Genomic DNA, 22,853 nt, shown 5'->3' with positions numbered 1-22,853 from the left:
GTAACTATATTAACAAATTTATTTCAGCTTTCGATTAATATTATACCTAAAAAACGTTTATTTTCAAGGAATTTAAGTGTAACTTTTTATGCCTTATTAATGTGGTAAAACTTTATTAATTATTCAAATCAAGAGATAAAACAAAAAAGACCAGGAAAATATTCTCCCAGTCTTTTCTTTAAGCCTTTTTCACACTTCATATATGGCAATTTTGTTTCTTCCTTTACTTTTGCCACCTGCATATAAAGCTCTATCTGCATGGCTTATAAGTTTTTCTGCAGAATCAGCCTTTTCCGGATAATCTGCTACTCCACCCGTTATGGTTACATATATATCTCCTTTATCTGTCCTAATTGGCCTTGATAATACTTCATTTCTTATCCTCTCTGCAATCATATAGGCTTGTTCTGCAGTAAGTTTCGGCAAAATCACTGCAAATTCTTCTCCACCAAATCGCGCTACAATATCATCACTTCTCACATTGTTTTTTATCCGTTTTGCCACTTCCTTAAGTACTTCATCTCCAACTAAATGGCCATAAGTATCATTTATCAGTTTAAAATTATCCAAATCAAACATTATAAGGCTCACAGGCTCACTAGTCTCATCTGCCCTCATAATATTTTCCATTAATGCATCATTAAAATATCTTCTATTATAAGTCTTTGTTAAAGGATCAGTAATAGATTTTTTGGTGACTTCATAATATCGTTTAGCATTGGTTATCGCAACAGAAGCTTGATCTACGATTATCTCTATGATTTTAACAGAATCCTCATCAAACACATTTGTCTCTACATGCAACACCATAAGACATCCAATGACAGATCCCGAAAACCTTAAAGGAGCTACTACTACACTGCCATAGTTATTTAAAAATTGTTCTTTTAAAAATCTTTTATCCTGCTTTAAATCCTTAATTGCTATTGTTTTGTTAGAAGATATGCACTTTCCTATTATTCCCTCATCTTTGAAGTAATTTTCTTTAAAGCCTTCCTCTCCCTCTCTATTACCTATCGATTTTACTAAAGCAGCTACCCCATTAGAATCTGTCAAATATATTGCTGCTGCAGATACTGAAACAACTTGAGAAATAACTTCTATAATAGTATCTAATATTTGCTCCAACTCTAACTTCGAATTTATCATTTTAACCATCTCATATATAGCGTTAAGCCTTTTATTTGCCTTAATCAAATCTCTAATCATCCTAAAAGCATATGCTATGAATATAAGTGGAGTTAAAGATAACACAAAAAACAGAAGGCTATGTTTAAAATAAATATATGCAAGAAGTAATGAAACAGGAATCATAACTATATAAGTACCTAACTCTAATAATACACTCTCATTCCAATACTCTTTAAACAAAATCTTCCCCTGTACTTTTAAAGCATAGTACAGTATAAAATTATTCAAAAGGAAACTTATTATGACGTAACTTAAAATATATTTAACTTGCGAAAAAGAAACTATGCCAATTTTTCCACCTATGAATTCATAAAACCATCCTGCCACTAAATATGCAATAGAAAACATTCCTCCATTTAAAAGCCCATTTTTTATCTTTTTTCTTACTACAATAGTATCAAACATAACAGAGGATACCATGAGAGTAGCCGCTCCAACCGTGCCAAAAATCAAAAAAGTAGTTATTCCTATTGTAGGGCTTAAAGATAATTTTATATCTGTATACATTATGCCAAGATTATCCAAAATTATTGCGAAAGCTAATAAAATCAAAAAGACTCTCCAATCAATTCCAATACCACAGTGGTAAAGTGCCCACACAAATAATATACTTCCTATTGTAATTAAGGTTATATTAAAAACCAGTTCCCTGTACTTCCCCATACTAATCCCCTCGTTTTTCCGAATCATATTAGTATTCTACATTTATTTCAAAAATCCTTCTTGGACTGATAAGATTTATAAAATAAGATTTATAAAATTGTTCACATTTATTTATCAGAGCCAATTGTACCACAAATCCCCATCATAATATGTCGAATTATGTATATTAATTCAAAAAATAAATTAGAACCTCTTCAAAATATTGAAAGAGGTTCTTTAAACTATAATCCAAAAATTAAATTGATAAAATATTTTTCATTAGCATTCAGAATATCCACAATTTAGGCATGTTTTACAACCTTCTGTATACACAAATGTTGCCATACCGCAAGCAGGACAAATATCAACGTGAGTAGTAGAAGATTTAATTCCATTACCATTATTTTGTGGTTGATACCCATTTGTTAAGGCCTTGCCTATAGCATCAGGAACTGACATAACCCTATTTTCCCCAAAACCAATTGCTGTTGCACCACCAATTCCTATTAACTGTTCAGTAATTTCTTCAATTGCTACTCCACCGCGCAAAGCTAAGGAAATTAATCTTGCAATTGCTTCTGTAAAAGCCGCTACATCAGAACCAGCACGCCCAATATTTACAAATACCTCAAACGGCTTCTCATCTATAAAATTAATCGTGACATATGCACGCCCTAATGGAGTTTCTATGCGTTTAGTAACTCCTTTTAATACAGGAGGTCTTTCTGTTATCTGTGTCTTTTCTTTTGATTTTATATCAGTAACTAAAACTCCTTCTCTAGAACCATCCCTATATACTGTAATGCCTTTACATCCCAATTCATAAGCCAATCTATAAATTTTATCTATATCATCAATTGTAGCAGAATTCGGTAAATTTATGGTCTTTGATATGCTTGAATCAACATATTTTTGTAAAACAGCTTGCATTTTCACGTGTTCTTCAGGAGTTATTTCATGGGCACTTACAAAGGCTGGATAATCAGCAAGCCAATGTTTTATAGTATGGGTACCAGTTCTATCTTGCCTTATATACTCTTTTGCAAAATTTGGCTCTATGCCAGAACTCACCCCTGTAAGAATAGAAGTTGTACCTGTAGGAGCTTGAGTCAAAATAGTTGCATTCCGTATCCCATATGTTGCAATTTCCTCTCTTATTTCGTTTGGTAAACTTTTTACAAATTGTGATTTTAAATATTTTTCTACAACAAATTCAGGAAATGCTCCTCTCTCTTTTGCAAGTTCCACAGAAGCTTTATATGCAGCATTTCTAATAGTAGAAGCTATTTGTTCTGTCACTTTAAGAGCATTTTCACTGCCATATTTCAAATCCATAAGTATCAATGCATCGGCAAGTCCCATAATTCCAAGTCCTATTTTGCGTAATTTTTGAGCCATTTCTTTATTTTGTGGTAGTACATAAGCTCCTGAATCCAGCACATTATCTAAAAATCTAACCGCAATTTTTACTGTCTCTTCAAGATCGGTAAAATTAATTTTGCCATTTTCCACAAAAGCAACTAAGTTTATAGCTCCCAAATTGCATACTCCGTAAGGCTCCAAACCCAGCTCCCCACATGGATTTGTGGAGATTATCTTCGCAACATAATATGTATTGCTAAATTTATTATACCTTTCTAAAAATACTACTCCCGGCTCTGCCGATTCCCAGGCAGCAGTAACAATTTTATTCCACAGCTCTCTCGCCGGAATTTCCTTGTAAACTATAGTTGGATACCCTTTAGACTTCCATTCAGTTAAGTCACCTCTCCACTCAGCATCGTAATTAGGATGAGAGGTATCTGGAAACTCAAGCTTCCATACTTTGTCATGCGCTACTGCTTCCATAAATGCATCTGACACAGCAACAGAGAGATTTGCTTGCTGCATTTTTGTTAAATCCTTCTTAACTTTAATGAATTCTTCAATATCAGGGTGCCAGTCCCAAAGCATAAACATTAAAGCTGCTCTGCGACTTCCCCCCTGTTCAACTTGGGTAGCTACTTCATTTGCAGCCAACATCCAGCTTACAGCTCCTGATGAGGTACCACCTACTCCCTTTACATATGCCCCACGAGGTCTTAGTGTGCTCCAATTAATACCAACACCTCCACCTCGCGAGTTAATTTCCAGCATTTTAGCTATAGTATCCATTATAGCTGCTCGGCTGTCATTACCCTTTTTAGGATCATTCGCTTCAACAGGTATCACAAAGCAATTAAAGTAGGTAACCTCTCTGCCAGTCCCCGCCCCCGCAAGTATTCTACCTCCAGGTATAAATTTCCATTCACTCATCACTTTGTAAAACATCTCTTCTTCTCTTTTATTCGTAGCAATAGCTTTGGCAACTCTTCTAAACATTTCTTCCGGTTTTTTCTCAATCGGCTTTCCTTCTTTGTCTTTCAAAGCATACCTGTCAAGAAACACTTTTTCTCTTTGCTCATTCCAAATTGGAAGCATAATATAATTCCTCCTCTTATGTAAAACCACAATATTTTGTGTATCATTTATTAAATTATACATTTTATTGGGGATTTTGCAACCTCCAAAACTATCCGATTAACTTTATTATCTCCCTTTACTATTAATTTTCGTTCAAAAGCTTAATAAATTAAATGAATTTAAAAAGACGGCACACTTACCGGGACAAAATATTAATAATTTCCTCAATTATGTTTTTATCATATTTCCCTTTAAGATAATCTCTTTTCCACTCTCCTTCTCCACTTTTTGCAAGTTCTTTTACTATTTCAGGCCTTTCAATCCAATGACCAATTTCTTTAAAATCTTTATTCATAAATACAAAAGTGGGTATTTTAGCTTTGCCATCTATATAATAAGGTTTCATGTGCTCTTCGTTACCTTCTCTTTTTAAAATTCTCAGTTTAAAATTTTTATTATAACTTGCGATTTTTGCAACTATAGGCACATTAACTTGAGAATCAGGACACCAACTCTCAGCAAATGCCAAAATATTTATCTCATCTTTAAATTTTATTTTCTCTATCAACTCTTCATCTAAGACTGTCTTTTCATATCTCTCTTTTATTCTTTTAGCAATATCTTCCTCCGATTCTTTTACAAATTCCTCAAAAGTTATCCCTTTTTCAAACAATTCTTTCAAAGTTAATTCACCTCTTTCAATTTACTGCCTTTTAAATAACGATCCTAAAACAGTTTTTGCTCCCGAGACAGTAATCCCTAAGAAGCTACTATTTCTTGTAAGAATTTCATCTAAAGCATCTACAACTTTATCAATTTGTTCTTTTGTCACAATCAAAGGAGGCTCTAATCTTATTACATTTGGATTATTCAAAGTGTAGGCTGTTATAATTCGATGCTTATTTTGAAGTTCTCCCGCAATCAAAGAACCCATGTATTCACTTGAAAGCTTTGAAATAGCACCTCCAGAAATCTTGTCAAGAAGTCCTCCTTCTGGTTGATTAAATTCTATTCCTATCAAAAGTCCTTTTCCTCTTACATCTTTTATAAGTTTGGGATGTTTTTCCTTCAATTCTTTCAGTCGACCTAAAAAGTATTCACCTTTTTCTTTTGCAGCATCAAGAAGTTTTTTCTCTATAATAGCTTGTATTGAAGCAATTGCAGCAGCACACGCATAAGTATTTCCGCCAAAAGTAGAAGTATGCAAAAGAGCTTTTTCCATGCTCCCATAAGCTTTTTGCCATATTTCTTCCCTAGTTATGTAGGCGCCAATAGGCATAACTCCTCCACCTAAAGACTTAGCAAGGCACATTATGTCAGGAACTACTCCTTCGTGCTCACATGCAAACATTTTTCCTGTTCTTCCAAAGCCAGTTTGAACCTCATCTAATATTAAATAAGCATCGTATTTAGTGCACAATTCCCGCACTTTTTGCAAATATCCCTCAGGTGGAACGATAACTCCACCTTCCCCTTGGATAGGCTCTACTATAAAAGCAGCAACGTCTCTACCTTTCAAAGTTTCCTCCAAAGCTTTTTCATCTCCAAATGGAATAGGAACTGTCTCTGGCACAAGTGGTTTAAAATACTTTTGATATTTTTCTCGCCCTGTCACTGAAAGGGCACCCATCGATTTACCGTGAAAAGAGTTTTGGCAATAAACTATTTTGTGCTTTCCAGAGGCAATTTTAGCAAGTTTTAAAGCACCTTCTACTGCTTCTGCACCACTGTTACAAAAAAAACTCCTTTTAAGATTTCCTGGTGTCACTTTTGCAAGATTATGAGCAAGAACACCCGGCAAATTTCCTATAGCAGCTTGTAGTATGTTAGGCATATCTTTTACTTTTTCTACAGCTTCGATGACCTCATCGGGGTTATGCCCTAAATTTAAAGCACCATAACCTCCTAAAAAATCATAATACTCATTTCCTTCATTATCCCATACTGAAACTCCTTTAGCTCTTACAAAAAGTTTATCAAACTGAAGCATTGAAAGCATGGATACAAAAACTGAATTTATATATTCTTTGTAATTTTCTCTGACTTGATTTTTGTTTAATGTAAGTGCTTCTTCTAAAGTTATATATTCCGGAATATCCTCCTTCACTTTCCCGTTTGTACCTTCATACATTTTTCATCTCTCCTTTATTTTTAATGTCTATGGTGATGATGGTCATGACCACAATGTTCGCAGCCATTTTCAGCATATTTAATACTTTCTAATTCTCTTCTTACTCTCTCTTTTATTTCTTTCACATATTCTTGCCTCAGCCTTTTCTGCTCTTCTTTTTCCTCTTCTGTTAAACCTTCTGTTTGTGATTTGTAATAAAGGAAATTTATTCTATCTATCATCTCTCTCATTATCATCTCTCCACCTCGTTGAAGAAATTTTGACTTTGACAAATATATTATATTCCTTTTTTCCAAAAAACAAAAGAATTTTTATAAAGTAATGGATAGGACTATCACTTTTATGATATTATAACAATATAGCGGCAAATATTTAAGGAGGTTTTTGTAATGCCTTTAATTTGGATATTTTTTCTAATATTATTGTTCCCCTTTTTAATATTTGTATTTTTCATACAAGCAGCTACTTTTTCTTTTGCGAAATTAGGGTTATCTCCTCAAATGGCAGTTTTTCTTTTTAGCTTATCTTTAATAGGAAGTGTAATCAATATTCCTATATCTCGCAAAAAATTTATAGTACATGATGAAGAAGAGATATTTTTTCCTTTTCTTTTCTACTATCCTCCAAGAGTAAGAGAACAAATAATTGCTGTTAATGTAGGGGGTGCCATCATTCCTGTGCTATTCAGTATATACCTCATGCAAAGAACCCCTCTAATTCCTACGATAATAGCTACTATAATAGTCACAGCTGTTGCCAAAGCATTAGCTAAACCTGTGCCAGGAGTAGGTATTTCACTTCCTGCCTTTATACCACCTCTTGTAGCAGCTGCTGCAGCAATTTTGCTATCTCATAATAATGCAGCTCCTGTAGCATACATCTCTGGAGTTTTAGGCACATTAATCGGAGCAGATCTTTTAAATTTGCCTCATTTTAAAGACCTAAACTCTCATGCTATAAGCATAGGGGGAGCAGGTATATTTGATGGAATTTTTTTAGTAGGTGTAGTAGCAGCTTTATTAGCTTAAAAATACCCTACTTACACAGTAGGGTATTTATCACTTTAAATACTTATTAAACCATTCTGTTATTTCTTTAAGCTTTATTATATATTTAAACTCCCTATTTTTTACAATTATTATAACACATATTGTCAAAAATAAAAAACACACCAATTATTCAAATTCCTTGTAATTTTTTATAACTACAATAGGAGTTTGCTGCTCAGCATTACCTGATGGGTTATCGATAAATAAGCTTTCTACGAATTTTTTATCAACCCCTTTGGAGGCACCAATGCAATCAGCACGCTGCAAATCATTTGCATCGATTATAACTGCATCAACTCCCGTTTTCTCTTTTATCCTTTCGCAAACTGCATCAGGGTCTTTAGGTCCCAACACTATGTATCTATGATAAGGGGGCATTGTTCCTGCAATGTCGTCGATTAAAGCAACTTTTCTCCCAGCTATAATAAAAAACCACCCTTTTCTACCCAATAGCTTGCCTAGCCCTCCTATAATAGAAGCAATCAAAATCCTAAACCATCCCACTTCGTTGATAGCACATTGCATTGCTTGAGGAGAAGTAAGACTTCCATTCCTGTCGGTAAACTTACACAGTACCTTTGCAAGGATCCCTGGCTTTATATCTTCGGGAAGATATGCCCTACCTTGTGTTATAGCTACAACGCTTTCTGCAATTGATATTAAATCTCCTGGCTCTGCTATATCTTTTGTGTAATTGTACACAACTTCTACTATATCATCTTTTTCAGTTATAATATGGGTTTTTATTGGTATTTTTGCATACATAAATTTTGCCTCCAAATATCCTAAAAATTGTAATAATAAAATTTTTAGTAAATATCTTTTATTTTTTTCTTGTTGTGGTAAAATATATTTGTCTTTCATCACAATTATATCACAAATTCATCACAATTATTTCACATTTATGTTTTTTAATCTAATTTTAACAATTGGAGAGGATAAAAATGTTAAACAAATTGACAAATTTAAAAATTGATTCTACTTCCAGCAATGAATCAATAAAAAATCTTAAAAGTCTTATTGTATTTGAGTTTTCACTAAAAGTACCAACATATCATGTAGAAAAGCAAAGCACCTCACTACAAATCATTTTTGAAACTACCCCTTTAAACATGCCAGAAGGGAAATATAATGTTTTAGATGGAATAATCTCTCATGTAGAAATAAAAGCCATAGAACAACAAATAGTTGCAGAAATAGCATTTGACTTTCAAACAGATTTTGAAATTGAAATTATTGAAGGTATTCCAGCAAAATTTAAGCTCTATATAAGTAGAAAACCATTATCAGAGATATTGAAAGAAAAAAAAATATTGATTAATCCAGGATTTAAAGAAAAAACTACAAGTCCCACCGGTCTTCTTCATCATATACCAATGATGGCAATAGCAAAAAAACTCCATTTTTTGCTCACGACATGTGGGGCACAAAGTAGACTTTCATGGGAAAAGTCCCCTCAAGAAGAAGATTTAGAAAAATTGGAAGAAGGAATTCTTATAGATATATTTACAGAAACTTCTTTAAAAAAAGAAAGTAGATTTAAGGTATATTATTCAGATAGAAATGAAAAATCTTTAAAACTTGCAAAATACATAAACGAGTCTATGTCTCGTAAACTTCAACTTGACAACCTTGGTATTTACCCAAAATCCTATAATTATAAAGAGAATGTAATACCTATTGGTGTAGTACCTGCAATGGAAAATATAAGACTTGATGATGCCCATTTGAGAGACTTAGATTACAGAAGTAAAGTTGCTCAAGCTATATTTAACGGCTTAGTAAAATTTTATGCTGAATAAAATAAAAAAGGGCAGGGCTATAGCACCACCTCTACCCTGTCCTTTAAAAATACGTAGTTTTCTCCAACATCACAGGTATAAGCATAAGCTTCTACTCCTTTACCTACAGCCTCTCTTAGAAACTTCCCAAACTCCGGGTCTTGCTCGTCATTAGGGGTAAAATATTTTATATCATCCATTTGAATTAAAAAAATTACTGCTGCCCTCATACCTTCTTTTTTTACTTTTATAAGTTCTTTTAAATGTTTCCTTCCTCTTTCTGTGGGAGCATCAGGAAATTTTGCAACACCTTCTACTTCCAGAGTTACTCCTTTGACTTCTACATAGCATATCTCTTTCCCTTTTGTAAGCTTTATATCAAACTTACTGTTCCCAAAAGTTTTTTCTTTTTCTACAATGTCATAGCCTTTAAATTCCTCAATAAGCCCCATCTTTATGCTTTCTAAAACTACTTTATTAGGCACTTGTGAATCGATAGATATAAGTCTTTTCCCCTTATAAGCAAAAGCCAACTCGTAGGGTGTTTTTCTGCCTTGCCTATCTCTTACTTCAAGGATAACCTCTGCTCCCGGGACAAATATCTCTTTACACCTTCCCGTATTAGGCACATGTACTAAAGTCTTTTCTCCGCTATTTAACTCTACATAAGCTTCAAATCTATTGATTCTCTTTATGAATTTCCCGTAAACAATTGGATTTGTAATCACCATTTTAAAAACCTCATACTAAATCTTTTTCGGTAATTTCTGCAAAACTTGTAGGGGTTTCCCACAATCTCAATTTATAAAGATGATAGTTATCTCCTTTAAACACAGGCTCCAATTCTTTCCATATCCACAAAAGAATATTTTCGCAAGTAGTGTTAAATCCTAAAACTTCATTTAAATACTTATGGTCAAGCTTTTTTACAACTTTCTCATTTACTATTTCTTTAAGCTTCACAAAATCTATTACCATTCCTTCTCCGTCAGGCTTCCCCTCAACTGTAACTTCCAGCTTATAGGTATGACCGTGAAGCTCCTCACACTTCCCATTGTAATTTATAAGATTGTGGGCACTGTCAAAAGTAAAAATTTTTGTCACTTTCATTTTTTACACCCCATTGTACCAATTCTCTTTATACAGCTTAACTCCTTCTTTATCAGGCAACTCCGCTATTAAATCTTTAATATACACATCTCCTTTTTTTATAAAAGGGTTTATATCCGAAAGAGGAATCAACACAAAAGCTCTCTCCCATATTCTCGGATGAGGAATACTCAACACTTCATCCTTTAATTCAATATCATCGTACAACAGTATGTCAATATCAATAGTCCTTGGACCCCATCTTATGAGTCTTTCTCGTTTTAATTTTTTTTCAATTTCATTTACAACTTTTAGTAAGTCATAAGGCCCAATGTTTGTCTCCACTTCAACTGCAATATTTAAAAACATATCCTGGTTTAAATATCCTACAGGTTTTGTTTCATAAATAGGAGAAAGCTTCTTTAAAATTATGCCTTCCCAGTGTTCTAACTCAAAAACGGCTCTTTTTAAATTTTCTTCCCTATCTCCTAAATTAGAACCTAAAGATAAATACACTTCACTCATCTTCTCACCATCGCATCAGTCATCTTAGCAACTCTTAACATCTGCTTTACATCGTGAACGCGTACAATATCAACCCCTTTTACAATCCCAACAGCAACTGTTGCAGCAGTCCCTTCCAATCTATCCTCTACTTCAAGGTTTAAAACTTTTCCAATCATGGATTTCCTAGAAGTACCTAAAAGCACAGGAAGTCCTAAAACTTTTAATTCTTCTAATCGATTCATGACCTCAAGATTATGATCTAAAGTTTTTCCAAAACCTATCCCTGGATCTACTACCATTTGACTTTTATCAATTCCTGCTTTTTCTCCTATCTCCATGCTTTTTTGTAAAAATTTTATTATATCCTGAACAACATCTTCATATTCTGCTACATTGCTGTTATGCATCATTATTACACCTGCATTGTATTTTGCAACTACTTCCGCCATTTTGGGGTCCCTTTGAAGTCCCCATACATCATTTACTATGTGAGCACCTGCTTCTAAAGCTCGAAGTGCCACATTTGATTTCATAGTATCCACAGATATAATGACATTTGAAATTTTTGAAAGCTTTTCAATGACAGGTATAACTCTTCTCATTTCTTCTTCTTCATCCACTGGAGTATGTCCCGGCCTTGTAGACTCTCCACCTACATCTATTATGTCAGCTCCTTCTTCTATCATTTGAAGAGCTCTTTCTATACCTTTTTCTAAAGTATTATATTTTCCCCCATCTGAAAAAGAATCAGGAGTCATATTTAAAATTCCCATTATGTAAGTTCTCTTCCCAATTTCCAGACTTTTATCTCTGCACCTAAATAACATGGTCTCCCTCCCTACTTTTTAGAGTTGATTAAAGACATTACCTCTGCCCTTGATTTTTCATCTGTTCTAAATATTCCTCTCAAAGCAGAAGTAACAGTCTTAGCCCCCGGTTTTTTGATACCTCTCATTGTCATACACAAATGTTCTGCCTCAATGACAACGGCAACACCTAAGGGATTCACTGCTTCCATTATTGTATCTGCAATTTCACTTGTCAACCTCTCTTGAAGCTGTGGTCTTTTTGCTAAAATGTCTACTATACGGGCTAATTTTGAAAGGCCTAAAATTTTACCCTTTCTAGGCAAATAGGCCACATGGGCAACTCCTATAAAAGGCAAGAGATGATGTTCGCACATAGAATAAAGCGGAATATCTTTTACAAGTATTATTTCTTGATGTTCATCCTCCTGAAAAATCTTTATAACATCTTTTACATCCGTATGAAGGCCAGCAAAAATCTCTTCATACATCCTTGCAACCCTATCAGGAGTCTCAAGGAGCCCCTCCCTATCTGGGTCTTCCCCTATGGCTTCAAGTATGTCTCTTACCGCTTTTTTAATCTTTTCTTTATCTATCATATGTGATACCCCTTTATTTAAAAAGTCGACAACTTTATTATATTATTTTTATCTCTAAAAAGCCAGTCCTTACAAAAAAGTTAAAAAGCAGTCTTTCGACTGCTTTTCTAATCATTTCTAGGTTTCATTGTCGGGAATAATATCACATCTCTTATAGAATAAGCATCTGTCATAAACATCACAAGTCTGTCTACCCCTATGCCCAATCCTCCAGTCGGTGGCATACCAACCTCAAGAGCATTTATAAAATCTTCATCCATCATATGGGCTTCTTCGTCACCGGCTTCTCTTTGTTTTAATTGTTCTAAAAACCTTTCTTTTTGGTCTATAGGGTCATTTAATTCTGAAAAGGCATTAGCCACTTCTCTTCCGTAAATAAAGGCTTCAAATCTAGAAGTAAATGCTGGATTGTCGTGTTTTCTCTTAGCTAAAGGAGAAATCTCTACTGGATAATCCATAACAAAAGTTGGCTGTATCAAATGTTGTTCTACCAGCTCATCAAAAACAAGTGCTATTACTTCTCCCTTTTTCATTCCTTCTTTTGTCTCAAGGTTTAATCTCTTCGCTATCTCTACTGCTTCTGCATCTGCCTTAACTTCATTAAAGTCTACACCTACATATTCTTTTATTGCATCCACCATAGTAATTCTCTTCCAAGGAGGTGTCAAATCTATTTCTGTTCCTTGATAAACTATTTTCGTAGTACCGTTAACCTTTTGGGCCACATAGGCAAATAATTGTTCTGTAAGTTCCATCATACCGTAATAATCCGTATAGGCTTCGTAAAGTTCCAACAAAGTAAATTCCGGATTGTGCCTTATATCCATTCCTTCATTTCTAAAAACTCTGCCCATTTCATATACTTTTTCCAGGCCACCGACAATAAGTCTTTTTAAGTGAAGCTCTAAAGCAATTCGCAAGTACATATCAATGTCTAAAGCATTGTGATGAGTAATAAAAGGTCGTGCTGCAGCCCCACCCGCAATAGTATGAAGAATAGGAGTCTCCACTTCTAAAAATCCTCTATTGTCAAGAAATTCTCTTATCGCCTTTATTATTTTCGTCCTCTTTAAAAATACCTCTTTTACTTCGGGATTTATTATTAAATCCGTATATCTCTGTCTATAACGCAAATCAGGGTCTTTTAAACCGTGCCATTTCTCTGGAAGTATTTGAAGAGATTTAGACAAAAGCTTAAAGTCTGTTACGCGAATAGTTATTTCACCAGTTTTAGATTTAAATACCTCGCCTGTAACCCCTATTATATCTCCAATGTCGAGGATTTTAAAAATTTCATAATTCTTCTCTCCTACTGTATCATACTTAACGTAAATCTGTATCCTGCCATCTCTATCTTGAATATCTGCAAAAGAAGCTTTGCCATGGGCCCTTTTGGACATAATTCGTCCTGCAAGAGTCACTACTTTGCCTTCAAAATTCTCGTAATCGTTTTTAATATCAGAGGATACATTAGTCCTTTCAAACCTGTCAATACCGTAAGGTTCTACTCCCATGCTTCTTAAAATATTTAATTTTTCTCTTCTTATTCGCAAAAGTTCATTGAGTTCTTCAGTGTTGTTCCAAATGTTATCATTTGAATTAGACATATTATACCTCCATCACCCTTTATTTGCGTATTTCTAATATTTTTAACTTTATAATTCCAGCAGGAACTTCAACAGAGACAACATCTCCTACTTTTTTCCCTAAAAGCGCTTTCCCTATTGGAGATTCGTCAGATATCTTGTTATTCATTGGGTCAGCTTCTGCTGAACCTACAATTGTATACTCTACTTCTTCATTATAGGATTCGTCATACACTTTTACAGTACAGCCAATGCTAACCTGGTCAAGTTTTATGTCTTCTTCGTCAATCACTTTTGCATTTTTAAGCATGGCTTCTAAGGTAGCTATTCTTCCTTCTATAAATGCTTGCTCGTTTTTTGCTTCGTCGTATTCTGAGTTTTCACTTAAATCTCCAAATGCTCTCGCTTGTTTTATCTTTTCTGCTACTTCAGCTCTTTTGACCGTCTTTAAATATTCTAATTCTTCCTCTAATTTTTTAAGTCCCTCATAAGTTAAAATTACAGGCTTACTCATAGACGATTCTCCTTTTTATAAAAATTGAAAATTGTATTTTATTCATATGTAGCAATAATGAAATTTATGTTAATATTAATACACAAGCACTGCTTCAGCAGTGCTTGTGTAATTTTCCATGTGGATTATTATAAATCAGTTAACAAATAAAGTCAAGTCTAAATTATGCAAATTTCCACTCTTGTAATCTCTTTTTAGCGTTTTTTCTCACAGATTCTATCTTTTCCATTGTAACTTCTCGCTCGAAACTTCTAAATCCCGCCAATTTAAACCCATGCTTTTTAGCAAGTTTTGATATCTCATCCACTTGTTCTACAGTCAAATCTCGCCCTAAAGAATAATTCTCAATTCGTCCTTCCATAGCAAGAATCATTGTCTCTGCCATACAGGCATAACTTGTTTTAGGTGGAAAACCAAAGTTAAAGTGGAAGTCTACATCGCCAGGCACCTCTACTACTCCACCTTCTATGACTAAAACATCATCTCTTTTATCCGCAACTTCCTTTGACACATCTCTCGGTCTTGCTACATCGCATACAACAGCCCCTGGTTTTAGATATTCGGGTTTTATCACCGTATCTACTGCACTTGTAACAGTGATTATTATATCCGCGTCTTCTAAGGCTTCTTTTACATCTGAAGTGATATGGGCAGACATGCCCGTTTTTGTTAAAAGATAGTCTCTAAAGTTTTGCAATTTTTCTTTATTTCGTGCTACAAGTGTCATGTATTTAGCATCTCGGGACAAAATTTCTGCACAGACTTTACCTATTGAGCCTGTTGCTCCTATCACAACAACATGAGAATCTCTTACATCTTTACCCATCATCTCTGCGGCTTTTACTGCTCCTTCTATTGCTGTAGCGACTGTATAACTGTTGCCAGTAGTTACAGCGATGTTTGAATTTTTAGCAATTGTTATCCCTGCATCTCCTACAACAGAGGTCATAGCCCCCAAGCCGACAACTTCTGCACCTAAATTTTCTGCAATTTTTACCGCTTTTATTATTTTATTTAAAACATAGTCCTCAGGCAATTTTAACATTTGTTCAGAGGTCAAAGGAACCGCCACAAACCAACCTTCTGTCTCAGCATATTCGCTTTTAACCCCTGTTATTTCGGAAACTTTCATAGGAGGAAGAAGTCTTGTAAAACCTTCTACAACTCTTTTGGGAAACTTCTCCATTATTTTAAACTTGCGGCTTACATCTTCGTACTCTATAGGATGTATTATAAAACCAAATTTATGCATATTTATTACCTCCCTATTTTTGTAAATATTCTATTCTAGGTTCAAAACCTATTTTATCCAAAAGTTCATCGTAATCTTGTGACGTCATTTCTTCTTGTTTTTTACCTGCTATTGCTACAAGAACTCCTTCCATCACATTTGTTCCGAAAGACCTACCATTTATGTTGGGGGTAGTAGTAATTAATATTTTCACCCCCCTCTCTTTCATCATTTCCACATCTTCCTGTGTAACTGTGTTAGTCACAATTATCTTTCCATCGAGCCTTTCAGGCATGTATTTTTTGATAAAAAGAAAATCACCTGCAATTATGTCTGCTTCTTTATAAAATCTTTCATATTTTTTACTATCTATTTTCAATTGCTTGTCTCCTGTGGGATAAATCATTTCAAAGGGAAGACGTACCACAATCGGCACAATGATAAAAGAAAGAAAATACACAACCTTTAAGGAATGCAAGGGTATAGGGATATTCAAAGCAAACATCAAATCCCCTATAATAAGTCGTGCACCCTCTTCATAAAAAGCTTGTGCCATGCCAAACCTGTCCATAACACTTGTCATAAGCACTTTTTTCCCTTTTAAATCAACTATTCCTTTTTTCTGTATGTATTTTATTACTTTTCTTTCAAGTGTATTTTTAAGCCCCGAGCCGTCCACAATTGGCGTAATCTTTGCTGCATTTTTTAACGGCAATGCATCTTTTATGATATATCTTTTATTGCCTGCTGAAAGGTATAAATCTATTCCTCCCATTCCAAAAGCGTCAACTTTTCCATCCAACTCTTTAATAAGTTCTATGGCTTTTTTCAAGTCCCCATCAGTTCCTATTCTTTCTATTATAAATTTTTCTCCTAAAATCTCTACCTCTGCTGTTTTATTTCTTGTGGAAGAACCTATGCTTATACTTACAACCCTCTTCATATTTTCACCCTTTCAATGAATTCAATATCTCTTTTACTACTTCAGGGTCAACATATACATCTTCTGTCAAAGGAGAATGTCCAATATTTATAGTTATGATATCTCTGTCAAATATAGCTTCTACCAATTGGCTCCTTTTGTCTGAACCTAAAAATATTATCACGTCGTGAGATTGAATTTTAGCAATCAAGTCCATTACCATGTTAAAAAGCTCCACACCACTCATGTTTTCAGCCAAGCTCAATCTCTCTTTCTCAGACAAAAGAAGTGTAAAATTAACTCCCCACTCTCTTAAAAGCTCTTCCAATTCCTCTTTATTTTTTATAGGAAAACCTACTACAGCAATATTTCCTCCTTTTCTAACCTCACCTAAACTTTCTAGTCTCGATACAAAACTTCTGTCAACTTTAAAGCGAGAGGCAACCTCTTGCTGTGAAAGACCATTTTGTCTCATTTCAATTATTTTATCTATTATGCCGTGCAATTTCTCTAAATTTATAGTCTTATCACCAATTTTAATAAATTTCATTTGCACAACCTCCAGTGTGCACATTTTGTGCTCACATTAATTACAATTTTAATACTTTTTTAAAAAAATTTCAATACTAAAAAGAAAAATAATCCAGAAACTTTTCTGGACTATTGACCCCAAAACTTCTCAATAGGTTTTAATAAATGATTAATTATTCTATTAGTGGAAGTAATTTGAACATTTAAAAGGTAAAGAAGATTAAATACATATCCTGCAATTAAAAAGACAAAAAACACAACAACCTCCTTGACCTTTTTTTCTCTTACAAGTCTTGGCACCTCAATAAAAGAAAAAAGGACAAATAAAAGAGTAAGCATAATCACTTTAAAAATCATTTATCTCACCTCGGATGTATAGGCTTAGAAGACAGTCCTGACCTTTTTATAACTGATTTTACTGCTACGTTAAATTTCACATCAGGGTAAATTTTATCCCAATCTTTTTCAACTTCTTTCCATAATGCAGGATTTCTTTTGTGCAAAATGTCTACAAACCCTACTACATCAACATTGTACTTCTTTTGAAGTATAAAAAGGGCATGTTCTATGGCAGTTTTTATTTTTTTGCTTACCATGGTTTGCAATTTCTCCAGGTTTTCTGGCTCAGTTAACTCATATTTTGTTTCTTGCTCATTTAAATAAGCTTCTACATTTACTTTTATGTCGAAAGAAATATCACCATCTTTTATTTTAGGAGAAATTTGTGTGCGCGCTTTAGTAACTACAAGAGAGATATGGGCCTTTTCTCCTTTTAGACCTTTATCTAAAGTCAAGGTACTTCTTTTTAATTTATTCATAAGTGTAGCAACTGCTTTTGTATCTTGTTCTTCTAAAAAGCCAATTAATTTGTCATTGTCAAACACTGCAGAGCCAGACAGTCTAATCCCTGTGGCTTTTCCATCTTTTTTTACAATCACGAGTCTTCCTGTAATAGGCGCTTTTTTAGGAATTTCCAATGTTTCAATAAATTCATTTAAATCAGAAACATAAGAAGAAGCCGTATTTGCCTGATTTGATATAAGCCCCATAACTTCTTTATAAGGATATCTTTCCAGTTCATTAGAGCTGGGAAGATTAAAAAGTTCTTGTATGCTTCCCCCTGTTACAACTAATATATAGGCAGTCCTCCTAAACTCAGGATTTCTCGTCATAAAGTCTAAAGTTTGATATATCCCTGAGCGCGCAAATTTTTCATCTAAAAATATTATTTCGTTATATTGCATAAAAAGGCTCCTTGGCAACTCATCATTTAAATTAGCAAAAGCTTTCGCAAAATCTACACCACTGGCTTGGAAGACAGCATAAGGTTTGCCAGCTGCACTTCCTCCTCCAGTCCCACCGGTACCGCCTCCACCTGCTGTAAGAAGGCCCGGTTTTAAAATTTCTACAATGAGATGTATCATGTCGTCTTTTCCTCTTTCAATACCTAATCCCTGGACAAATGCTAATTGATTTATTTCTCTCTTGTCCCAGCAACCCGTCAGTAAAATGGCAATTGTCAAAATTAATATTATAAATCTTTTCATATTATCCTCTTGTATCCTCCTGCCTTACAATATTTTTTCTCTGTATAGTTCGAGGTCTTAATATCTTTGCCCACCATGGTATCCTTATAAGCACATCAGACAACTCTTGAGTCTTACTTGGTGCCATAGGTGCAAGATATGGCACTCCAAAAGATTCTAGTGATGCCATATGAGCTAGTATCATCATAACCACCATTATTATCCCAAAAAAGCCTAAAGTCCCTGCTGCAATCATTATAATAAATCTCAAGAGTCTAAAAGTTATCGCAACGTTATAAGCAGGAATTGAAAAGGAAGCTATTCCTGTCATTGCAACTACAATCACCATTGCAGGAGACACGAGTCCTGCTTGAACAGCTGCTTGCCCAACTACCAAACCGCCTACTATACTTACTGCTTGTCCTACTTGCATAGGAAGTCTTATACCCGCCTCCCTTAAAATTTCAAAGGTTATTTCCATGAATAATGCCTCCAAAAGTGCTGGAAAAGGCACTCCTTCTCTTTGAGCAGCAATAGAAATAGCCAGTTGCGTTGGTATCATTTCCTGATGAAAAGTAGTTTCTGCAATGTATATAGATGGAAATAAAAGAGCAATAAACATCGCAGCAATTCTTAAAATTCTGAGAGCTGATGACAAGAAATATCTCTCATAATAATCTTCAGCAGCTTGAAAGAATTGTACAAATACTGCAGGAACCATTAATGCAAAGGGCGAACCATCAACTAATATTGCCACTTTTCCTTCTAAAATTTCTGCAGTCACCTTGTCTGGCTTTTCAGAATGAGCTATTTGTGGAAAAGGAGAAAAAGGATTATCTTCTATAAATTCTTCTAAATAGCCACTGTCAATTACTCCATCAATTTGAACTTTTTTTAATCTTTTTTTCACTTCTTGAACTACTTTATCCTCTGCAATACTCTTTATATAAGCAATAGAAACATCAGTTTTAGAATATTTACCTATTTTCATATTTTCAATTACAAAATCAGGGTGTTTTATTCTCCTTCTAAGCATAGAAGTATTTATTCTTAAAGTTTCTACAAAAGCCTCTTTAGGACCTCTTACATAGGATTCTGTAGTAGACTCAGCTATATTTCTTCCTTCCCATCCCTTTGTAGAAATGATTAATGCTTTTTCCACTCCATCAATTAAAAGTATTGTCTCTCCAGAAAGTAAGTCGTCTATTATATCTCCAATTTTATCTTTTACATTTACTTCTGAAGTTGTTATAAAATATTCATTTATATAATTAAAGAGTTGGTCATTAGTGTATATGATTTTATTCAACTTTCTTGTCTCTATCATTATTGGCTCTAAAATATTTCGAGTAATTAACAACTTATCTACCATTCCATCTACATATACTAAAAAAGCTTTAACTTTTTTATCTCCTATGCTAATTTGCCTAAAAACCATGTCATTATTCCCTTTTAAAAGCACTTGAAATATATATATATTTTCTTCTAATTCTTTGCTAAGAGTCATGTATTGATAATTTTCTTTTACATACTGTGGATCAGGCAATTTATGGGGCATTTTATACACCTCCAAATATTATTATTTCAAGTTTTTTTTAGAATATTATGTTGGTTTTAGAGAAATAATAAAAAAAATATGTTTAGGAGTCGGATATGTTTAAAGGAATAAGGCAATATGAAAGGACTTCAGAAAAGAAAATCTCTACAAAGCAAATGATATTTTTATTGGTCACAACTGTTCTATCAACGGCGGACGTTTTTTTGCCTTCTTTCGTGGCATTAGCCGCAAAGCAAGACTCTTGGATTTCTGTGGTGATATCTTTTGTAACCTCTAGCATTGTCTTTGTTTTTTATTATAAGCTGGCAATACTCTTTAAAGAAGAGATGCTATTTTCCTATGTAGATAAAATAACAGGAAAATTTATAGGGAAAATAATAACATTCCTTTACTTGCTCTATATATTGCGCATTGTCTCATTGGTAATGAGAGAATTAATAGAGATCATGGTCAATGCTTTTATGCCTCACACCCCCCCAATAGTTTTCTATGTAGTCTTGATGATATCAGTAATGTACACCGTCTCAAAAGGTTTTTTAGCAATTGTCAAACTAAATGAGTTTTTATTTCCTTTTGGAATGCTCCTATTGGCATTTGTAATCACTTTGGACCTTCCAAAAGTTGATATGACAAATTTTCTCCCAATACTTGAAGACGGCATAAAGCCGCCAATAATAGGTTCAATCCTCATTACTTCCTTCATGCTTGAAACGGTAATAATACTTCTTATATTCCCTCATATCTCAGAAAAAGAAAAGGCTTTAAAAGGAGGGATATTAAGCCTTGGAATATTAGCTCTTAGCATGATGTTGGGAGTTTTAGCAATAGGAATATTTGGAGCAAAAACTGCAGCGAATTTCCAATTTACAGCTTTGGAAATGGTGAGAAATATAAGAATTAGCGATTACATACAGCGATTTGATTCATTGGTAATGGCAATGTGGTTAATGGGAATTTATCTTAAAATTGTAATATTTACTTATCTCTTCGCAAAAGGATTAGCTAAAACGATAAAAACCCCAGACTATCGCTTTATTCTATTACCCCTTGCTACTTTGTTAATCCCATTAGCAGAAAATGTATCTGAAAATTTAGATGGATTGTACACTTACATACAGAGGTTTTTCCCTCTTGAAGCCTTTTGGTTTGAAGTATTTTTCCCTATAGTTCTTTATATCATTGCGAAAATTAGAAAAATAAAATGAGAGGAATTAGTCTGCATTCCTCTCATAGATTATTCTTAAACCTTCTAGAGTGAGCATATCATTTACTGTATTAATAGTTTTTGACTCTTCTGCAATCATTTTTGCAAAACCGCCTGTTGCTACTACATATGCATTTGGTGCAAATTCTTCTTTCATTCTACTTACTATATAATCCACCATTCCAACATGTCCATATATGATGCCTGATTGCATGCTGGCCACTGTATTTTTGCAAATAACAGTAGGCGGTTTTGTAAGTTCAATTTTAGGAAGTTTAGCAGTTCTTTGAAAAAGTGCATCAGCAGATATTGCCAATCCAGGAGCAATTATTCCACCTAAATACTCACAATTTTTAGAAATTGCACAAAAAGTAGTAGCTGTACCAAAATCTATTACTATCACAGGGCCTCCATATATTTCATAAGCAGCTACAGCATTTACAATCCTATCTGCCCCTACTTCTTTTGGATTATCATATTTTATGTTTATTCCTGTCCTTATCCCAGGACCCACGATTAAAGGCTTGGTATTGCAGTATTTTATAGTCATTGATTCAAGTGTGTGCATAATAGGAGGTACAACAGAAGAAATTATAACTGCATCTACATCTCTAAGCTTTAAACCATTGTATTCAAAAAGCTGATTTATCAACATCCCATATTCGTCAGAAGTTTTATTCTTGTCTGTAGATATTCTAAAAGAATGCAAGAGTTTCTTCCCTTTAAAAATTCCCATTACAATATTTGTATTTCCTACATCAAAAGCTAAAAGCAAATCCATCACCTTCTTATTAAAATTAAGCAGGCATAAGCCTGCTTGTTATTTATTATACACTTTCTTCAAAGACTTTACTATCATTGTTGTCAATATCACAGCTACAATAATCTCAAATATGCCATTTTTTAAAGCTACAAATAATGCAACCTTAAGTGGCATATATTTTAGAAGCACTGCTAAACCCAAAACACCGATGGTATTTGTTAAAGTACCTAATGCTGCTGCAATACCAACATTTTTAGTTAATTTGTAAGTATAATAAGCTACCACTCCTATAAAAATTCTAGGCAATATGGCAATTATAGGGTCAGCAAAAAGAGGTGTATTTTGCCTTATAAAGCTGGTAAGGCCAAAAATCAAGCCTATAAAAGCTCCTACAATAGGGCCTTCTAATACTCCACCTATAATTGCCGGGATATGCATTGTAGTAGCATTAGCAATCCCTAATGGAATGTAGCCCAAAACAGTGGTAGATAAAACAATAGATATTGCAGCCAACATCCCTGCTACAGTGATCTGCCTTAAAGAAATCTTCGTTAACTTGCCTTTTTCCTTTTCTCTAACTGCTTTAATTTGCAACCTACTCACCCCCGTTCCGGTTCCTTTTCAGGATACCGTTCCGAACGCCCAACAATATTAAATTTTTATCGGTTGTCAGGTTCGAAGACGATACCCGCAACTCTATTTTACCAAAAAAAGTCTTACTCATCAATAATTTTTTAATTCAATGTTTTTTGCTTTGTACCTTTTTTTATAATTTTTTTAC

24 protein-coding genes are annotated in these 22,853 nt (G+C 34.0%); 3 read left to right on the top strand and 21 right to left on the bottom strand.

Annotation, left to right across the window (positions count from 1 at the left end):
* Window positions 1-189: 189 nt before the first annotated feature.
* The 5 genes from M663_RS0103255 to M663_RS0103235 all read right to left on the bottom strand — a co-directional run bounded on the left by M663_RS0103255 (window position 190) and on the right by M663_RS0103235 (window position 6,642).
* Window positions 190-1,854, bottom strand: coding sequence for a sensor domain-containing diguanylate cyclase (locus tag M663_RS0103255; protein ID WP_029687906.1), 1,665 nt, complete (start codon window positions 1,852-1,854; stop codon window positions 190-192).
* A 258-nt stretch (window positions 1,855-2,112) separates the two neighbouring features.
* Complete coding sequence (locus tag M663_RS0103250; RefSeq protein WP_029687905.1) at window positions 2,113-4,293, bottom strand: adenosylcobalamin-dependent ribonucleoside-diphosphate reductase; 2,181 nt, start codon at window positions 4,291-4,293, stop codon at window positions 2,113-2,115.
* A gap of 178 nt (window positions 4,294-4,471) precedes the next feature.
* Window positions 4,472-4,957 carry a thioredoxin family protein gene (locus M663_RS0103245; protein WP_029687904.1) on the bottom strand — a complete coding sequence of 162 codons (486 nt, stop codon included), beginning with the start codon at window positions 4,955-4,957 and terminating at the stop codon, window positions 4,472-4,474.
* 21 nt (window positions 4,958-4,978) lie between these two features.
* Window positions 4,979-6,406: an aspartate aminotransferase family protein gene (locus tag M663_RS0103240; protein ID WP_029687903.1), complete on the bottom strand. Its 1,428-nt coding sequence runs from the start codon at window positions 6,404-6,406 to the stop codon at window positions 4,979-4,981.
* Window positions 6,407-6,426: 20 nt separating this feature from the next.
* Window positions 6,427-6,642, bottom strand: a complete 216-nt coding sequence (locus M663_RS0103235) for a DUF896 domain-containing protein (RefSeq protein WP_029687902.1) — start codon at window positions 6,640-6,642, stop codon at window positions 6,427-6,429.
* Between the two features lie 153 nt (window positions 6,643-6,795).
* Here M663_RS0103235 and M663_RS0103230 point away from each other — a divergent pair, with 153 nt between their 5' ends.
* On the top strand, window positions 6,796-7,434 hold the full coding sequence (locus tag M663_RS0103230) for a DUF1614 domain-containing protein (protein ID WP_029687901.1): 639 nt from the start codon (window positions 6,796-6,798) through the stop codon (window positions 7,432-7,434).
* 147 nt (window positions 7,435-7,581) lie between these two features.
* Here M663_RS0103230 and M663_RS0103220 read toward each other — a convergent pair whose 3' ends face one another.
* A complete protein-coding gene (locus tag M663_RS0103220) occupies window positions 7,582-8,220 on the bottom strand; it encodes a coenzyme F420-0:L-glutamate ligase (protein ID WP_029687900.1) in 639 nt (212 codons plus the stop codon).
* A 179-nt stretch (window positions 8,221-8,399) separates the two neighbouring features.
* Here M663_RS0103220 and M663_RS0103215 point away from each other — a divergent pair, with 179 nt between their 5' ends.
* On the top strand, window positions 8,400-9,257 hold the full coding sequence (locus M663_RS0103215) for an N-acetylmuramoyl-L-alanine amidase (RefSeq protein WP_029687899.1): 858 nt from the start codon (window positions 8,400-8,402) through the stop codon (window positions 9,255-9,257).
* A 17-nt stretch (window positions 9,258-9,274) separates the two neighbouring features.
* On the opposite strand, the gene sfsA is transcribed toward M663_RS0103215, so the two are convergent.
* The 13 genes from sfsA to M663_RS0103150 all read right to left on the bottom strand — a co-directional run bounded on the left by sfsA (window position 9,275) and on the right by M663_RS0103150 (window position 20,105).
* Window positions 9,275-9,967, bottom strand: coding sequence for a DNA/RNA nuclease SfsA (gene sfsA, locus M663_RS0103210; protein ID WP_009052979.1), 693 nt, complete (start codon window positions 9,965-9,967; stop codon window positions 9,275-9,277).
* 10 nt (window positions 9,968-9,977) lie between these two features.
* The gene (queD, locus tag M663_RS0103205) at window positions 9,978-10,346 is read right to left on the bottom strand and encodes a 6-carboxytetrahydropterin synthase QueD (RefSeq protein ID WP_009052980.1); all 369 of its coding nucleotides are present in this window, start codon (window positions 10,344-10,346) and stop codon (window positions 9,978-9,980) included.
* A 3-nt stretch (window positions 10,347-10,349) separates the two neighbouring features.
* Window positions 10,350-10,850: a 2-amino-4-hydroxy-6-hydroxymethyldihydropteridine diphosphokinase gene (gene folK / locus M663_RS0103200; RefSeq protein ID WP_003867819.1), complete on the bottom strand. Its 501-nt coding sequence runs from the start codon at window positions 10,848-10,850 to the stop codon at window positions 10,350-10,352.
* A complete protein-coding gene (gene folP / locus M663_RS0103195) occupies window positions 10,847-11,659 on the bottom strand; it encodes a dihydropteroate synthase (RefSeq protein WP_004400954.1) in 813 nt (270 codons plus the stop codon). Before folP ends, folK begins: the two co-directional genes overlap by 4 nt.
* 11 nt (window positions 11,660-11,670) lie before the next feature.
* Window positions 11,671-12,237, bottom strand: a complete 567-nt coding sequence (gene folE / locus M663_RS0103190) for a GTP cyclohydrolase I FolE (protein WP_004400956.1) — start codon at window positions 12,235-12,237, stop codon at window positions 11,671-11,673.
* A gap of 107 nt (window positions 12,238-12,344) precedes the next feature.
* Complete coding sequence (gene lysS, locus M663_RS0103185; protein WP_004400958.1) at window positions 12,345-13,844, bottom strand: lysine--tRNA ligase; 1,500 nt, start codon at window positions 13,842-13,844, stop codon at window positions 12,345-12,347.
* 19 nt (window positions 13,845-13,863) lie between these two features.
* Window positions 13,864-14,337 carry a transcription elongation factor GreA gene (greA, locus tag M663_RS0103180; protein ID WP_003867815.1) on the bottom strand — a complete coding sequence of 158 codons (474 nt, stop codon included), beginning with the start codon at window positions 14,335-14,337 and terminating at the stop codon, window positions 13,864-13,866.
* Window positions 14,338-14,500: 163 nt separating this feature from the next.
* A complete protein-coding gene (locus M663_RS0103175) occupies window positions 14,501-15,589 on the bottom strand; it encodes an NAD(P)H-binding protein (protein WP_003871470.1) in 1,089 nt (362 codons plus the stop codon).
* Window positions 15,590-15,602: 13 nt separating this feature from the next.
* The gene (locus M663_RS0103170) at window positions 15,603-16,511 is read right to left on the bottom strand and encodes a hypothetical protein (RefSeq protein WP_029687898.1); all 909 of its coding nucleotides are present in this window, start codon (window positions 16,509-16,511) and stop codon (window positions 15,603-15,605) included.
* Between the two features lie 4 nt (window positions 16,512-16,515).
* Window positions 16,516-17,040, bottom strand: a complete 525-nt coding sequence (locus M663_RS0103165; protein ID WP_003871472.1) for a helix-turn-helix transcriptional regulator — start codon at window positions 17,038-17,040, stop codon at window positions 16,516-16,518.
* Between the two features lie 110 nt (window positions 17,041-17,150).
* Entirely contained in the window at window positions 17,151-17,378 is a 228-nt protein-coding gene (locus M663_RS0103160) for a hypothetical protein (RefSeq protein WP_003871473.1), read from the bottom strand.
* Between the two features lie 5 nt (window positions 17,379-17,383).
* Entirely contained in the window at window positions 17,384-18,568 is a 1,185-nt protein-coding gene (locus M663_RS0103155) for a Ger(x)C family spore germination protein (RefSeq protein ID WP_004400961.1), read from the bottom strand.
* Between the two features lies 1 nt (window position 18,569).
* On the bottom strand, window positions 18,570-20,105 hold the full coding sequence (locus M663_RS0103150) for a spore germination protein (RefSeq protein ID WP_029687897.1): 1,536 nt from the start codon (window positions 20,103-20,105) through the stop codon (window positions 18,570-18,572).
* 95 nt (window positions 20,106-20,200) lie between these two features.
* Here M663_RS0103150 and M663_RS0103145 point away from each other — a divergent pair, with 95 nt between their 5' ends.
* On the top strand, window positions 20,201-21,310 hold the full coding sequence (locus M663_RS0103145) for an endospore germination permease (protein ID WP_029687896.1): 1,110 nt from the start codon (window positions 20,201-20,203) through the stop codon (window positions 21,308-21,310).
* 6 nt (window positions 21,311-21,316) lie between these two features.
* Here M663_RS0103145 and M663_RS0103140 read toward each other — a convergent pair whose 3' ends face one another.
* Together M663_RS0103140 and M663_RS0103135 are read right to left on the bottom strand one after the other, a co-directional pair.
* Window positions 21,317-22,084 (bottom strand): type III pantothenate kinase, encoded by a 768-nt coding sequence (locus tag M663_RS0103140; protein WP_029687895.1) that lies wholly within the window; start codon window positions 22,082-22,084, stop codon window positions 21,317-21,319.
* A 45-nt stretch (window positions 22,085-22,129) separates the two neighbouring features.
* Window positions 22,130-22,666 (bottom strand): ECF transporter S component, encoded by a 537-nt coding sequence (locus M663_RS0103135; RefSeq protein ID WP_004400965.1) that lies wholly within the window; start codon window positions 22,664-22,666, stop codon window positions 22,130-22,132.
* Window positions 22,667-22,853 lie beyond the last annotated feature (187 nt).

Origin of the sequence: Thermoanaerobacter sp. A7A (genome assembly GCF_000445185.1) — a bacterium.
Classification (GTDB): Bacteria; Bacillota; Thermoanaerobacteria; order Thermoanaerobacterales; family Thermoanaerobacteraceae; genus Thermoanaerobacter.
The sequence above is the reverse complement of the archived record's forward strand: the minus strand, read 5'-3'. Positions and strand labels throughout refer to the sequence as shown.